Consider the following 13,766-nt stretch of genomic DNA (forward strand, 5'->3'; position numbering starts at 1 on the left):
AATGGCGTGACCGTGGATTGCTTCGCTGCGCTCGCAATGACGAGAGTATGAATTGATATGTCATCCATGCCCCAACTCCTCCCCCTCGTCACCGCCGAACTCGCCGCCCCGGCCGACCCCCGCGCCGCGGCGATGGCGGGCGCGCTGGCGGCGCAATATCCTGATGCCGCCCGCGCTGTGCTGTTCTACGGCTCCTGCCTGCGGGAGGCCAATCTCGACGGGCTGATGCTCGATTTCTACCTGATCGTGTCCGACTATCCCGCCGCCTATGGCAAGGGCTGGCTGGCGCGGGCCAACCGCCTGATCCCCCCCAACGTCTTTCCGTTCGAACATCAGGGGCTGATCGCCAAATATGCGGTCCTGTCCGAAGCCGATTTCGCGCGTCTGAACAGCCCGGCGGCCGACAATGTCTCGCTCTGGGCGCGCTTCGCCCAGCCATCGCGGCTGCTCTGGGCGTCCGACGACCTGGCCCGCCAGCGCACCATCGCCGCCGTGGCGCAGGCCGCGCCGACGCTCCTGTCGCTTGCCAGGCCCATGGTAAAAGAAGGGGGAGACGTGCTCTCCCTGTGGACCTCCGGCTTTGCGCTGACCTATGATGCGGAGTTGCGTGCGGAAAAGACGGGACGTTCGCGCTCGATCGTCGATGCCGATCCCGACCGCTATCGCCGCTTTGGTGATGCCGCGCTCGCCGATGGCCTGCCCCCTGCGCCGCAGGACGCGCCTGCGCTCTGGCGCGCGCTTCAGCGCCGCGGCAAGCGCCTGTCGGTGATCCGCCTGGCCAAGGCCAGCTTCACCTATGCCGGCGGCATCGATTATCTGGCGTGGAAGATCAACCGCCACGCGGGCACGCAGATCAGCATCAAGCCCTGGCAGCGGCGCTGGCCGCTGCTGGGCGCGCTCACTCTGCTGCCGCGGCTGTTCCGGGGCGGGGCGATCCGTTAAGGGCCTCGTCGCCAAGGACATTCGCCAGTGCCTGCCCCAGCGCCGCCAGCGTATAGGGCTTGCGCAGCACCGCATGGCCTTCGAAATCGGCGCTGTCATTGCCGTCGCCGGCATAGCCGGTGACGAACAGCACGGGCAGGTGGCGGAAGCGCGCGGGCAATGCCTTCACCATTTCCGGCCCGGTCATGTCGGGCATCAACACGTCGCTGATGATCAGGCTGATGTCGCCATTATGCTCCAGCAACCTGGCCGCTTTGGCCGGATGATCGCAGGCGATCGGCAGATGGCCCAGTTCACTGAGCGCCGCCATCGTCTGGTTCAGCACGCGCGGGTCATCCTCCACCACCAGGATGCGGGTGGGCGGCTGTTCCACCGGCATATGGGCAAATGCGGCCGCCTCGGCCCCTGCCTCATCCGCATCCTGCACGGCGCGGGGCAGGTAGAGGTGAACACTGCTGCCCTTGCCCGGCTCGGATTCGATGCGGATCTCGCCTGCGCTCTGCCGCACGAAGCCGAAAATCTGGCTGAGGCCCAGGCCCGTGCCCTTGCCGACCGGCTTAGTGGTGAAGAAAGGCTCAAATACCCGCGCCAGCACGTCGGGCGTCATGCCGCATCCATCGTCGGTCACGCGCAGCGTCACATAGTCGCCCGCCGCACATTCGCCGATCTCGCCGGCGCCCAGTGTCACCTGTCCCGTCGCCAGGGTCAGCCGCCCACGGCCATCCATCGCGTCGCGGGCGTTGACGCACAGATTCAGGATCGCATTTTCCATCTGATGCTGGTCGACGAAGATGTGCCAGCCCTGCGCTTCCTGCGTAACGCGCACGATGATCTGGTCGCCGATGGTGCGGTCGATCAGGTCGGTCATGCCACGGAGCAGGCCATCGGGATCGACGGCGCTGGGCAATAGCGGTTCTGACCGGGCAAAGGCCAGCAGCCGGCGGGTGAGGGCGGCGGCACGATTGGCCCCGTCCATCGCATTGTCCAGATGGCGCGCGGCTTCTTCGGGCTGCAACCGAAACTTGCGCCTGGCCAGTTCCAGCCCGCCGACCACGACCGCCAGCATATTGTTGAAATCATGGGCGATGCCGCCGGTCAACTGGCCCACCGCATCCATTTTCTGCATCTGGCGCAGATTGTCCTCGGCGGCTGCGCGCTCGGCCGATTCGCGCTTCAGCCGCTCATAGGCGTCGGACAGTTCGGCGGTGCGTTCGCGCACCGCCGCTTCCATCCGGTCGGCGCGCTCGGTTTCCGCCTCCGCCTGTCGCCGGGCGTTGCGCCGCTCGCGATAGGCGATGTTGGCGAACCAGGCGACGAACAGGATGCATACCAGCATCGCCAGGCCGACCAGTTGCGATGTCTTGCCAACGGTTTCGCTGCGATCCCCTGCCAGCGTCACCGCCAGGCTGCGTTCGCGCAGCCGCTGGTCCTCCGCCTTGATGACCAGGTCGAGCAGGGCGGTGATGCGGCGCAGATCCTGGCTCTTGCCTGCCTGATGAAAGCGCGCCAGCGCCGCCATCTTCTGGTCATAGGTGGTGCGCAGGCCGATTTCGTTCAGCGTCCGGCCGCGCTGGGTGAAGGCATATTGCAGCGCCGCGACATTGCCACGCTGCCATCCCGACCCGCGCGTCGCATAGGCCAGCGCCTTCAACTGGCTCGCCGCACTGCGCCATTGATCCTGGTAAAGCCGGCCGGTGTCGGGGTCCAGGCTGATGACATAGCGGGCCAGCGTCACTTCGGCGCGAGCGCTTTTGGCCTCGAATGCGCGGGCCAGCGCGATCACCTCGAAACTGCGCTGCTGTTCGGCCAATGCCCTTTGATGATCGCGCGATGCATTGCTGGCGGTAAAGACCAGCGCGCCCAGCGCACCGATCAGCAGCGCGGCCAGCAGCAAGGGCAGCACGCGCCGCAATGCTGCGCGCGCGCCTGCCAACTGCTGATCCTGATGCTCGCCATCGGCCATGTGACCGTTACACTAGCCCAACAAGCCCGGCCGTGAAACAGCCCAGGTCAAAAGTTCCCTTTTGGGTTATCATTCCGCCGCACCACTGGCTCAATCGACCGCGTTCGCCGGGCGATCAGCCAATCGCGCCGGTCAGCTTCCCCGCCGCCTCGAACATGCCGATGATCTGTCCGACCTGTTCGTCGCTATGTTCGGCACAGAGCGAGCAGCGCAGCAGGAAGGTGCCGGCCGGGGTCGCGGGTGGCCGCGCCATGTTGACGTACAGGCCCAGTTCCAGCAGCGCCTGCCACATCGCCACAGCCTGGGCCTGATCGGTCAGGATGACGGCGATGATCGCCGACTGCGGCGTTTCCGTGCCCAGCGTGAAGCCCAGATCGGTAAGCCCCTTGTGCAGCCGCTGGCTGTTCTTCCACAGATGGGCGCGCTTGTCGCCCGCGTGCATCAGCTTGCGGATGCTGGTCGCGGCGGTGGCGACGACGCTGGGCGGCAATGACGCGGTGAACACATAGGGGCGGCAGACGAGGCGCAGAATCTCGAACTTGGGATGGTTCGATACGCAGAAGCCGCCAACCGTGCCAACCGATTTGGAGAAGGTGCCGACCACGAAGTCGACATCCGCCTCTACGCCCTGTTCCTCGTAAACGCCCCGGCCATGTTCGCCGAAAAAGCCCATGCCATGGGCTTCGTCGACCAGGATCATGCAATTGGGATGCTTGCGGATCGCCGCGACCATGGCGGGCAGGGGGGCAACGTCGCCCAGCATCGAATAGACGCCTTCCAGCACCACCAGTTTCAGCGCATCGGCGGGCAGGCGGCCCAGGCGCTTGTCCAGATCCTCGACGCTGTTGTGGCGGAAACGCACGATGTCGGCATCGCCCAGGAAACAGCCGTCATAGATGGACGCATGGCTGTCCGCGTCCAGCACGACATAGTCGCCCTTGCCCGCCAGCGTCGAAATCACGCCCAGATTGGCCTGATAGCCGGTCGAAAAGACCATCGCGCCGGACGTGCCGTAAAATTCCCGAAGCGCGTCCTCGACTTCCCTGTGGCCCTGATAGGTGCCGTTCAGGACGCGGCTGCCGGTGGTGCCGGCGCCAAATTCGTCCAGCGCCTTCTTGCCCGCCGCGACCACGTCCGGGTCGAACGTCATGCCCATATAATTATAGGTGCCCAGCAGGATCGTGTCCTTGCCCTTGATCACGGCCTGGGTCGGGGACTTTACCTCATCCATCACGATCGCGAACGGATCGCGCACGCCCGTCGCCAGCAGCGCCTCGCGCTCGGCGATCAGGGGATCGAATTTGGAAAAGAGATCGCGTGTTTCAGTGGCGATGGCGGCGTCGGTCATATGTAAAATCCGTTCGGTTCAAAACCTCCGTTCGGTTCGAGCCTGTCGAAAACCAGGCGCATCGTTCTCGACAGGATCGAACCGAACGGGAAAGGAAAGGCGGTTCAGCCCTTCAGCTTGGCGACCGCGTCCACCAACTGGCCGACGGTTTCGATCTCGGCCTGCATGTTCATGGTGATGATGATGTCGAATTCATCCTCGATCGCCGCGACGAAATCCATCACCGTCAGGCTGTCCCACTCCAGGTCGCCGGCGAAGCTGGTGCCTTCGGTCAGGTCGATGCCCTTCTTGTTGAAGGGGGCGATCTGCGCCGCAACGCTGTCGAAAATCTCGGTGCGATCCGTCATTATCGTCAAATTCTTTCCGTCAAAGCGCGGCATTTGCCGCCTCAGCCCGCTCTTTGGCAAGCGAATAAGGCGTCAATCGGGCAGCATCGCGCCCGATCTGAGAGGCTGTGCCAGCGCGTTTAGCGGAAATTGTCGGCGTAGGCCTGCAATTTCAGCGTCTTGGGCGGGGTTGCGATGACGGTATAGGGTACGCCCTGCTTCTGCGCATAGGCGACAGCCGCTTCCTGCGAGGGGAAGCTCAGTTTCAACTGCTGCTGCGTGTCGCCCGACCCTGCCCAGCCGGTCAGCGGGTCGGCCTTCTTCGCTTCGGCCGGCGCATATTCCAGCACCCATTTGTGGGTCAGCGCCTTGCCGGACTGGAGGGCGTTCTTCTGGATCTGGTAAATGCGCGCGCTCATCGCGATAAGACTCCGGTCAATCGTCATGGTGCGTTGCACCAGCGGCCGCCGCGAAGTCAAGACTTGCGGGCGCCATGTCCTCTGGCATCGGCGTTTTTGGTGCGCAGCGTGGCGCTGGCGGCGGCGGGATCGTCGGGCCAGGGATGGCGCGGATAGCGGCCGCGCATTTCCTTTGCCACATCGCGCCAGTTGCCCGCCCAGAAGCCGGGCAGGTCGCGCGTCGTCTGGATCGGCCTGCCGGCCGGCGATGTGAGCGACAGGACGAGCGGAATGCGGGCGCTGCCCACGGTCGGATGTTCGGACAGGCCGAACAGCGCCTGCACCCGCAATTCCACGCGCGGCCCGCCCTCGGCGGCATAGTCGATCGCGTGGGTGCTGCCGGCCGGCGATCGGAAGTCGGGCGGGGCGAGCCGGTCGAGCTGGCTCTTGCCATCCCAGCCGATCAGTCCCTCCAGCACGCCCGAAAGCTGTGATCGGTCGATATCGGACAGGCGCCGCTTGCCTGCCAGCAGCGGCGGCAACCAGTCGTCCAGGGTCGTGATCAGGGCCGCGTCGGACAGCGCCTCGATCCCGGCAAAGCCGCCCCGCATCCGCAGCGACTGCGCCGCCTCCGACCAGGGGAGCAGGTCGATCCCCCCCTGCAGCACGCCATCCACCAGTGCCGCGACCACGGCGTCAGGATCGGGCCTGTCGTCGGACCCGGACGACAGCCGTACCGCGCCCAGCCGCCGCTCCCGCAACGCCTCGATCCCGCCATTGGCGGGGCGGAACCTGACGGTGCATGTGGTCGCGATCCGCGCGCCGAACAGCGCGATCACGTCGCTCTCGCCGATCGGCGCGGCGGACAATATCCGCGCGCCCGCCGCGCTGCCCTGCACCTCGCCCACCGCCAGCCAATCCTCGCGCGCCAGCGGCGACAGCGGATCGAGCCGGAAGCCGCGCCCGCCCACGCTCGCCCAGTCCGCGCCATCGGCGGAGCGGCGCTTGGCCACGCGATCGGGGAAGGCGAGGGCGAGGCAGAGGCCGACCGCATGCTCCCCGCCAGCATCGCCCGGCGCGCGCTGCACCAGCTTCGCCCACCGCCGCGCCAACCCCCGCGCCGCGTCCGCACGCTTCCCGCTTTCGCGCCGCCAGCGCTGCCGTCGCAAGGTCAGGTCGGTGTCCTGCCCGCCAATGCCACGCTCGCCCAGCAGCACCGCAACCTCGGCCGCCACCTCCGCCAGTCCCATCTCGCCCGCGCGCACCAGCATATGGGCGATGCGCGGTGCCAGCGGCAACGTCGCCAGCGCCTTGCCATGCGGCGTGATCCGTCCGTCCGCGTCCAGCGCCTCCAGCACCGTCAGCCGCCGCCGCGCTTCCTCCACCGCTGCGGCCGGCGGTGCGTCCAGCCAGCGCAGCGCAGCCGGATCGCTCACGCCCCACAGCGCGCAATCCAGCAGCAGGCTGGACAGGTCGCTCTCCAATATCTCCGGCGGGTCGAAGGGCGGCATGCCTGCGCTCGCCGCCGCTTCCCACAGGCGATAGGCGACGCCGGGCCGCTGTCGCGCGGCGCGGCCGGCGCGCTGGGTTGCCGATGCCTGGCTCGCCCGCTCCGTCACCAGCCGCGTTACCCCCGCCGCCCGGTCATAACGCGGCCGCCGCGCCAGGCCGCTATCCACCACGATCCGCACGCCATCGATCGTCAGGCTGGTTTCCGCGATCGACGTGGCCAGGATCACCTTGCGCTTGCCCTCACGCGAAGGCCGTATCGCCGCCCGCTGCGCGCCGGGGTCGAGGCTGCCGTGCAGCATATGCACCTCCGCAACCCCCTCGATCCGTTCCGCCGTCCGCTCGATCTCGCGCACGCCCGGCAGGAAGGCGAGCAGGTCGCCGTCCGCCTCTTCGCTCAGCGCGCGGCGGATCGCCGCCGCCATCTCATCCTCGATCTTGCGTTCCGCCGCGCGGCCGATATGGCGCAGGCCCAGCGGCTGGATGCGCCCCTCGCTCTCGATCACCGGCGCGCCATTGAGCAGGCTCGCAAAGCGCGCCCCGTCCAGCGTCGCGGACATCGGCACGATCCGCAGGTCCGGTCGCAAAGCCCCCTGCGCGTCCAGTGCCAGCGCAAGGCCGAAATCGCTGTCCAGGCTGCGCTCATGCACTTCGTCGAACAGCACGGCCGACACGCCTGCCAGTTCCGGGTCATCCTGTATCCGCCGCACGAAAATGCCCTCGGTCAGCACCAGCAGCCGGGTGCGGCCCGAAGTCTTGCTGTCCATGCGCGTCGCATAGCCGACCGTGCCGCCCGGTTGTTCGCCCATCATTTCGGCGATCCGTTCCGCCGCCGCGCGCGCCGCCAGCCGGCGCGGGGACAGCAACAGCACCTGGCCCGTGCACCATGGCTCATCCAGCAGGGCGGGGGCCACCGCCGTCGTCTTGCCGGCGCCCGGTGGCGCCACCAGCACGGCGTTGCTGCCGCTGCGCAAGGCGGCGAGCAGGTCGGGCAGCACATCATGGATCGGCAGGTCACGCATCGCGCTTCCTCTCGCCCCAAATGTGTCAAATCGCAAGATGCGGGGAAAATCCCGCTTCCCATGGAAACAGTTGCATCGCCGGACGTTACGCGCGCACAATGGATATCATGGCGAAAGCCTGGTGGGGCGATCAGGGGGCGACAAGATAATGACAAGCCTGACGGGCAGTGCGGAAACCTACCGCACCCTGTTCGAAACAATGGATGAAGGCTTTTGCATCATCGAATTTTTCGATGGTCCTCATGGGCCTTTGAGCGATTATATCCATGTCGAGGCCAACCCGGCCTATGAACGCCACGCCGGCATCCCCAATGTCGTGGGGCAGAAATTGCGCGAAATGGTGCCGGACGAAGCGGATGGCTGGGTCGAATTATATGGCGGTGTCCTCCACACCGGCAAGCCGATCCGCTTTCAGCGCGAACTGGAAAAAACCGGCCACTATCTCGATGTTTCCTCCTTCCGCGTCGGTCCCTTCGAAAACCGGCAGGTTGCGGTCCTGTTCAAGGATATTACCGACCGGATCCGGGCCGAACGCGCGCTGCGCGATCTCAATGAAACGCTGGAGGCGCGGGTTGCCCAAGCGCTGGCCGAACGCGAAGAGGTCGAAACCGCGCTGCGCCAGGCGCAAAAGATGGAGGCGGTGGGTCAGTTGACCGGCGGCCTTGCCCATGATTTCAACAATCTGCTCGCCGGCATTTCCGGCGCGTTCGAAATGATCGGCGTGCGCCTGGCGCAGGGGCGCGCCGGGGACGTGGAAAAATATCTCGCCGCCGGGCAGGGGGCCACCCGTCGCGCCGCCGCGCTCACCCACCGGCTGCTGGCTTTCTCCCGCCGACAGACACTCTCGCCCAAATCGACCGTCATCAACCGGCTGCTGGGGGATTTTTCCGAACTGGTCCGCCGCACCGTCGGCCCGCAGATAGAGGTGCAGACGGTCGCCGCCAGCGGCCTGTGGCCTACGCTGGTCGATGCCAACCAGCTTGAAAATGCGTTGCTCAACCTTTGCATCAACGCGCGCGACGCCATGCCCCACGGGGGTAAGATCACGATCGAGACGGCGAACCGCTGGCTCGACGATCGCACCGCCCGCGATCATGGCCTGACTGCCGGCCAATATGTCACTGTCTGCACCAGCGACACCGGCGCGGGCATCGACAAGGCGATTCTCGACCGGGTGTTCGATCCTTTTTTCACCACCAAGCCGATCGGGCAGGGAACCGGCCTTGGCCTCTCCATGGTCTATGGCTTCGCGCGACAGAGCAATGGGCACGTCCGCATCTATTCAGAGCCCGGCGAAGGCACGATGGTCTGCATCTACCTGCCCCGCCATCGCGGCGAGGAAGAGGATGATGTCGCGCCGACTGGCGAAGCGATGGTCGCGGCGGATGCCGGTGAAATCGTGCTGGTGATCGACGACGAACCCTCCGTGCGGATGCTGGTGGCCGATTCGCTGGGCGACCTGGGCTATCATTGTCTGGAGGCAGGCGATGGCCCGACAGGGCTGCGTATCCTTGAATCGAAAACGCGGGTCGACCTGCTTGTCACCGATGTTGGCCTGCCCGGCGGCCTTAACGGTCGCCAGGTTGCGGATGCCGCCCGCGCCCTTCGCCCGGACCTGAAAATCCTGTTCGTGACCGGCTATGCCGAAAATGCGGTGCTCAACCACGGTCATATCGAACATGGCATGGAAGTGCTGACCAAGCCCTTCGCCGTCGATGAACTGCGCCGGCGGGTTGCGACCTTGCTGCAGGCGGAGTAGGAACGCCGGGACTTTACCCGAACAGATAGAGATGGACCGGGTTCTTCGGGTCCAGCAGCATCTTGGCCGTCAGCGCCAGCGACATGATGATCAGCAGCGGCTTGATCAGCCGTGATCCGAAGCGCATCGCCAGATGCGACCCGATCTGTCCGCCGGCAATGCTGCCGACCGCCATGGCCAGCCCCGCGATCCAGATCACATGGCCGCCCGCTATCATCGTCAGCAATCCGGCGACATTGCTCGCGAAATTCGCCGCCTTGGTCTGGGCCGTGGCGCGCAGGATCGACAGGCCGCCCAGCGCAAGGAAGATGGTGGTGTAGAAAGCGCCAGCGCCCGGCCCGAAAAAGCCGTCATAGAAACCGACCACGCCGATCAGGCCCGCCAGCCCCGCCATCCCGATCCGGGCATGGCGGTCGGCGTCGCCCAGCTTGGGGGAGAAGGTGAAATAGGCCGCCATCGCCACCAGCAGCGCGGGCATCAGCCCGGCCAGGATCGACGGATCGACCCGTTGCAACAGCCACGCCCCGCCGACCGATCCGACAAAGGCCGCGATGATCGGCGCCTTGTAGGTTCCAAGGTCCATATGCCCGCGCCGGGCATAGGCCACGCACGCCCCGAACGTGCCGAAACAGCTTTGCAGCTTGTTGGTGGCCACTGCCTGCACCGGCGGCACCCCGGCCGCCATCAAAGCGGGCAGGGTGATGAGGCCCCCGCCACCCGCCATCGCGTCGATACACCCGGCCATCAAGGCGGCGGCCATCAGGAAGGCGATGGTTTCAGGGGACAGGATCATGGATTACGGGCCTGGATTATGTTCCGTTCGCCCTGCGCTTGTCGAAGGGCTTCGCGTCCTGTTTTCAAGAAAGCGCGGTCTTCGACAGGCTCAGCCCGAACGGAATCAAGAACGGACCAGCGGCCCGTTCCCTCAATAAGCGCGTGCTATCGCGAATTCGACCGCTTGCGTAAGGGCCGATTTCGCCTTGCCGGCATCGAACATGCCCAGCGCGTCGATTGCCCGCTGGCCATAATGGCGCGCCCGCGCCATCGTGTCGGCAATCGCGCCGGTCTTGCGCAGCAGGCCGGTGGCATAGGCCAGATCCTCGTCGCTGATCCGGTGGCCGGCAATCGCCGCCTTCCAGAAGGCGCGTTCCTCCTGCGAACCGCGCGCATAGGCCAGGATCACCGGCAGCGTCACCTTGCCGTCGCGGAAATCGTCGCCCGCATCCTTGCCCATGGTCGCGCCGTCCGATTCATAATCGATCGCGTCGTCGATCAACTGGAAGGCGATGCCCAGATTGCGGCCATAAACGTCCAGCGCCTGCTCCTCGCCCTCGCTGCGGTCGGCGACCACGGCGGAAATGCGACATGCGGCCGCGAACAGGGCGGCGGTCTTGGCGCCGATGATATCCAGATATTGTTCTTCGCTGGTGTCGATCTTGCGCTGCGCGGTCAACTGGTTGACCTCGCCCTCGGCGATCACCGCCGACGCATTGGATAGGATCTTGAGCACCTTGAGCGACTCGGCCTCGACCATCAGTTCGAACGAGCGCGAGAACAGGAAATCGCCGACCAGCACGCTGGCGCTGTTGCCCCAGATGATGTTGGCGGTCTTGCGGCCCCGGCGCAGGCCCGATCCGTCGACCACATCGTCGTGCAGCAACGTGGCGGTGTGGATGAACTCGACCGCGGCGGCCAGCTTGTAATGGCGGCTGCCCGCATATCCCACCAGGTCGGCGCAGGCCAGCGTCAGCATCGGCCGCAGCCGCTTGCCCCCGCCCGCGATCAGATGGCCCGCCAGTTCCGGGATCAGCGGAATGCGCGACTGCATCCGGTCCAGAATGACGGCATTGACCTGGTTCATGCCATCGGCGACCAGGTTCAGGATGGGCGTAAGCGATGGCTCCGCTTTGGCGCGGCCGATCGCATGGACGTTACCGGGGGCTGGTGCTGTCATGCGCGTCCTCTGGCTGCGCAAAATGTGAAAGGCAAGCGGGAATAGCTTGCGCGCGCGACAGGATGCGGCAAAAAGCGCGCCATCTGGAACCGGAGGCCCCACGTGGACGAGACACTGAACCGCTATCGCGAAAGCATCGACAATATCGACGCGGCGCTGGTGTTCATGCTGGCCGAACGGTTCAAGATCACCCAGGCGGTGGGCGAGCACAAGGCGACTCACGACCTGCCGCCCGCCGATGCCGGCCGCGAGGAACGCCAGATCGCCCGGCTGCGCCAGCTTGCGCTGGACGCGAAGCTCGACCCCGACTTCACCGAAAAATTCCTGCGCTTCATCATCGACGAAGTGATCCGCCACCATGAAAGGCTGCGCGAGGGGCCATAGTGCATGGTGCGGAAAAGCGGGCCCCGCTTTTAGCGGCGCATCCTATTCCCGGCCCGCGCGGATCGCCGCACCGCCCGCGAACGGCGTGATCGCGACCAGCAGCAGCGACGCTGCCCCCAGGAACTTGAGCGCCGCGCCGCTGCCATCGCCCAGCGTCCCCGCGCCAAAGATCAGCAGCGGCACCGCCAGCGGCAGCGCCAGCAAGCCGGCCAGCGCCCCGCTTGATCGCAGCCCGGCGGTCAGCGTCGCCACCAGCAGGCCCAGCGCCGCCAGCGCCGGGGTGCCGACCGCCAGGCCGATCTCCAGCTTCATGATTGTCGCGCCGTCCAGCTTCAGCAGCGCGGCGGCGGGCAGGGTGGCGATCATCAGCGGCGGGCCGAAGCCCAGCCAGTGTGCCGCCAGCCGCGCCATCACCACCATCTCCTCACCGATGCCGCGCAATGCGATCTGGTCCAGCACGCCCGCATCGCGATCGGGCGCGACCAGCCGGTCGACCGGCAGCAGGCTGGCGAGCAGCGCCGCGATCCACAGCATCCCGCCCCCGGTCCGCCCCAGCAGCGCCGCATCCGGGCCGACCGCAAAGGGATAGAGGCTGGCGACCAGCAGCAGGAACGCGACCGGCAGCCACAGCCCGGCCGACGCCCAGGCCTGCCGCAGGTCGCGCGCGCCCAGCAGCCAGAGCAGCCTCATGCCGCTTCCGCCTGATAGTCGGCCAGCGCCAGCGTGACGGGCGCGGCGATCGGCAGCGGCTGGTGCGACGCGGCGAGCACGATCCCGCCCGTCGCCAGATGCGCCGCTACCGCCCGGCCGAGCAGGTCGAGCGATGCCATGTCCAGGCCATTGCCCGGCTCGTCCAGCAGCCAGATGGGCGCGCCACTGGCGATCACCCGCGCCAGCATCGCCCGCTTGCGCTGCCCGGTGGACAGCATCCGCACCGGCAGGTCGGCCAGCGGCGTCAGCGCCATCGCCGCCAGCGCATCGGCCACCGCGCCCGGCCCGGCCCGGTCCAGCCGCGCCCAGAAATCCAGCGCCTTGGCCAGTGGCAGGTCCATGTCCAGCGCCAGCCGCTCGTCGGTCAGAGCGATCCCGCCTGACCGTTCTACCGTCCCGGCAAAGGCGGGCAGCAGACCGGCGACGACCCGCAACAGGCTGGACTTGCCGACGCCGTTCGGCCCGGTCAGCAACGCCCCGTCACCCGGCCCAAGCGCCAGGTCGACACCGGCAAACAGCATCCGCCCGCCGCGCAGGCAGGCAAGGCCGGTCAGGCGCAACGCCGCGCCGGTCATAAAGTGACCATATCCTCCAGCACATGCATGTCGATGTCGGACAGGCCGAAATGATGGCCGATCTCATGCACCACGACATGGGTGATCAGCGCGTCGAGCGGCACGCCCGTTTCCACCCATTCGTCCAGCAGCGGCCGGCGGAACAGATGCACGGTCGGCGGCAAATCCCCGGTCTGCGCCTCCTGTCCGATGCTGCGCCCGCTATAAAGGCCGGTCAGTTCGAACGGATCGTCCAGTTCCATGTCCTTGAGGATATCGGCCGACGCGAATTCCTCCACGAACAGCAGCACGCCATCCAGATGCTCGGCAAAGGGTGCGGGCAGGCGATTGAGCGCCGCGAGCGCCAATGTTTCGATTTCGTCCCTGGTGGGAGCGAAGCGGGGCGGTTGACCGATGGATGACATGGATCACATATAGCGAAAGCATGGTATCGGGATAGGGACATGATTGCAAAATTGACTGACGAGGAACGGGCGCTGGCGCTGGCCGACCTGCCCCAATGGACGCCGGTATCGGACCCGGATGGCCTGTCGCGCCGCTTCACCTTCGCCGATTTCAATGCGGCCTTCGGCTTCATGACGCGGGTGGCGATCATGGCGGAGAAGGCGGACCATCATCCCGAATGGTCGAACGTCTATAACCGGGTGGACATCATCCTCACCACCCATGACGCGGGCGGCCTGTCGCAACGCGACATCGACCTGGCGAAGGCGATCGACGCCTTGGGTGCCTAATGTGGTGGATTTGAAATTCGCCACATTTTTCGGCAAGGTTGGGCGCGAATTTCAAATCCTTGAACCACGCTGGAATCAGATATTTGCTCGTGACCCTTATGAATCTGAAGTTCGTTCAACGTCTGCCAAATAAGGTGACGA

14 protein-coding genes are annotated in these 13,766 nt (G+C 66.2%); 4 read left to right on the plus strand and 10 right to left on the minus strand.

Annotation, left to right across the window (positions count from 1 at the left end; genetic code table 11):
• The first annotated feature begins 66 nt into the window (after positions 1-66).
• Positions 67-942 (plus strand): hypothetical protein, encoded by an 876-nt coding sequence (locus tag Q4610_RS06510; RefSeq protein WP_304535181.1) that lies wholly within the window; start codon positions 67-69, stop codon positions 940-942.
• Here Q4610_RS06510 and Q4610_RS06515 read toward each other — a convergent pair.
• The 5 genes from Q4610_RS06515 to hrpB form a co-directional block, all read right to left on the minus strand.
• Positions 899-2,905 carry an ATP-binding protein gene (locus tag Q4610_RS06515; RefSeq protein ID WP_304535182.1) on the minus strand — a complete coding sequence of 669 codons (2,007 nt, stop codon included), beginning with the start codon at positions 2,903-2,905 and terminating at the stop codon, positions 899-901. The genes Q4610_RS06510 and Q4610_RS06515 overlap by 44 nt on opposite strands.
• A gap of 115 nt (positions 2,906-3,020) precedes the next feature.
• The gene (spt, locus tag Q4610_RS06520; RefSeq protein WP_304535183.1) at positions 3,021-4,253 is read right to left on the minus strand and encodes a serine palmitoyltransferase; all 1,233 of its coding nucleotides are present in this window, start codon (positions 4,251-4,253) and stop codon (positions 3,021-3,023) included.
• 104 nt (positions 4,254-4,357) lie between these two features.
• Positions 4,358-4,600, minus strand: a complete 243-nt coding sequence (locus Q4610_RS06525) for an acyl carrier protein (RefSeq protein WP_304535184.1) — start codon at positions 4,598-4,600, stop codon at positions 4,358-4,360.
• 119 nt (positions 4,601-4,719) lie between these two features.
• Positions 4,720-4,998: an ETC complex I subunit gene (locus Q4610_RS06530; protein ID WP_304535185.1), complete on the minus strand. Its 279-nt coding sequence runs from the start codon at positions 4,996-4,998 to the stop codon at positions 4,720-4,722.
• 56 nt (positions 4,999-5,054) lie between these two features.
• Positions 5,055-7,508 carry an ATP-dependent helicase HrpB gene (gene hrpB / locus Q4610_RS06535; protein ID WP_304535186.1) on the minus strand — a complete coding sequence of 818 codons (2,454 nt, stop codon included), beginning with the start codon at positions 7,506-7,508 and terminating at the stop codon, positions 5,055-5,057.
• Between the two features lie 148 nt (positions 7,509-7,656).
• Here hrpB and Q4610_RS06540 point away from each other — a divergent pair, with 148 nt between their 5' ends.
• Entirely contained in the window at positions 7,657-9,267 is a 1,611-nt protein-coding gene (locus Q4610_RS06540; RefSeq protein WP_304535187.1) for an ATP-binding protein, read from the plus strand.
• 13 nt (positions 9,268-9,280) lie between these two features.
• Here the strand turns inward: Q4610_RS06540 and Q4610_RS06545 are convergent, their stop codons facing one another.
• Both Q4610_RS06545 and Q4610_RS06550 read right to left on the minus strand, forming a co-directional pair.
• Positions 9,281-10,060 carry a TSUP family transporter gene (locus Q4610_RS06545; protein WP_304535188.1) on the minus strand — a complete coding sequence of 260 codons (780 nt, stop codon included), beginning with the start codon at positions 10,058-10,060 and terminating at the stop codon, positions 9,281-9,283.
• Between the two features lie 132 nt (positions 10,061-10,192).
• Positions 10,193-11,221: a polyprenyl synthetase family protein gene (locus Q4610_RS06550; RefSeq protein WP_304535189.1), complete on the minus strand. Its 1,029-nt coding sequence runs from the start codon at positions 11,219-11,221 to the stop codon at positions 10,193-10,195.
• 102 nt (positions 11,222-11,323) lie between these two features.
• Between Q4610_RS06550 and Q4610_RS06555 the strand changes: the two genes are divergently transcribed.
• Positions 11,324-11,605: a chorismate mutase gene (locus Q4610_RS06555; protein WP_304535190.1), complete on the plus strand. Its 282-nt coding sequence runs from the start codon at positions 11,324-11,326 to the stop codon at positions 11,603-11,605.
• Between the two features lie 42 nt (positions 11,606-11,647).
• Here the strand turns inward: Q4610_RS06555 and Q4610_RS06560 are convergent, their stop codons facing one another.
• Genes Q4610_RS06560 through Q4610_RS06570 form a run of 3 tightly spaced genes read right to left on the minus strand, consistent with a single transcriptional unit; the run spans position 11,648 to position 13,295 of the window.
• A complete protein-coding gene (locus tag Q4610_RS06560) occupies positions 11,648-12,295 on the minus strand; it encodes a heme exporter protein CcmB (RefSeq protein ID WP_304535191.1) in 648 nt (215 codons plus the stop codon).
• Positions 12,292-12,891 carry a heme ABC exporter ATP-binding protein CcmA gene (ccmA, locus tag Q4610_RS06565; RefSeq protein ID WP_304535192.1) on the minus strand — a complete coding sequence of 200 codons (600 nt, stop codon included), beginning with the start codon at positions 12,889-12,891 and terminating at the stop codon, positions 12,292-12,294. The genes Q4610_RS06560 and ccmA overlap by 4 nt, the downstream gene beginning before the upstream one ends.
• The gene (locus Q4610_RS06570; RefSeq protein ID WP_304535193.1) at positions 12,888-13,295 is read right to left on the minus strand and encodes a metallopeptidase family protein; all 408 of its coding nucleotides are present in this window, start codon (positions 13,293-13,295) and stop codon (positions 12,888-12,890) included. The genes ccmA and Q4610_RS06570 overlap by 4 nt, the downstream gene beginning before the upstream one ends.
• Positions 13,296-13,334: 39 nt before the next feature.
• Between Q4610_RS06570 and Q4610_RS06575 the strand changes: the two genes are divergently transcribed.
• On the plus strand, positions 13,335-13,625 hold the full coding sequence (locus tag Q4610_RS06575) for a 4a-hydroxytetrahydrobiopterin dehydratase (protein WP_304535194.1): 291 nt from the start codon (positions 13,335-13,337) through the stop codon (positions 13,623-13,625).
• The last annotated feature ends 141 nt before the right edge of the window (positions 13,626-13,766 follow it).

Origin of the sequence: Sphingobium cyanobacteriorum (assembly GCF_030580935.1) — a bacterium.
Lineage (GTDB): Bacteria > Pseudomonadota > Alphaproteobacteria > Sphingomonadales > Sphingomonadaceae > Sphingobium > Sphingobium cyanobacteriorum.

Bases quoted from the DNA above. Each gene is read 5' to 3' on its own strand.
- Q4610_RS06545 (WP_304535188.1), bottom strand. From the start codon at position 10,060: ATGATCCTGTCCCCTGAAACCATCGCCTTCCTGATGGCCGCCGCCTTG.
- Q4610_RS06560 (WP_304535191.1), bottom strand. From the start codon at position 12,295: ATGAGGCTGCTCTGGCTGCTGGGCGCGCGCGACCTGCGGCAGGCCTGG.
- Q4610_RS06570 (WP_304535193.1), bottom strand. From the start codon at position 13,295: ATGTCATCCATCGGTCAACCGCCCCGCTTCGCTCCCACCAGGGACGAA.
- hrpB (WP_304535186.1), bottom strand. From the start codon at position 7,508: ATGCGTGACCTGCCGATCCATGATGTGCTGCCCGACCTGCTCGCCGCC.
- Q4610_RS06550 (WP_304535189.1), bottom strand. From the start codon at position 11,221: ATGACAGCACCAGCCCCCGGTAACGTCCATGCGATCGGCCGCGCCAAA.
- Q4610_RS06525 (WP_304535184.1), bottom strand. From the start codon at position 4,600: ATGACGGATCGCACCGAGATTTTCGACAGCGTTGCGGCGCAGATCGCC.
- spt (WP_304535183.1), bottom strand. From the start codon at position 4,253: ATGACCGACGCCGCCATCGCCACTGAAACACGCGATCTCTTTTCCAAA.
- Q4610_RS06530 (WP_304535185.1), bottom strand. From the start codon at position 4,998: ATGAGCGCGCGCATTTACCAGATCCAGAAGAACGCCCTCCAGTCCGGC.
- Q4610_RS06515 (WP_304535182.1), bottom strand. From the start codon at position 2,905: ATGGCCGATGGCGAGCATCAGGATCAGCAGTTGGCAGGCGCGCGCGCA.
- Q4610_RS06510 (WP_304535181.1), top strand. From the start codon at position 67: ATGCCCCAACTCCTCCCCCTCGTCACCGCCGAACTCGCCGCCCCGGCC.
- ccmA (WP_304535192.1), bottom strand. From the start codon at position 12,891: ATGACCGGCGCGGCGTTGCGCCTGACCGGCCTTGCCTGCCTGCGCGGC.
- Q4610_RS06575 (WP_304535194.1), top strand. From the start codon at position 13,335: ATGATTGCAAAATTGACTGACGAGGAACGGGCGCTGGCGCTGGCCGAC.
- Q4610_RS06540 (WP_304535187.1), top strand. From the start codon at position 7,657: ATGACAAGCCTGACGGGCAGTGCGGAAACCTACCGCACCCTGTTCGAA.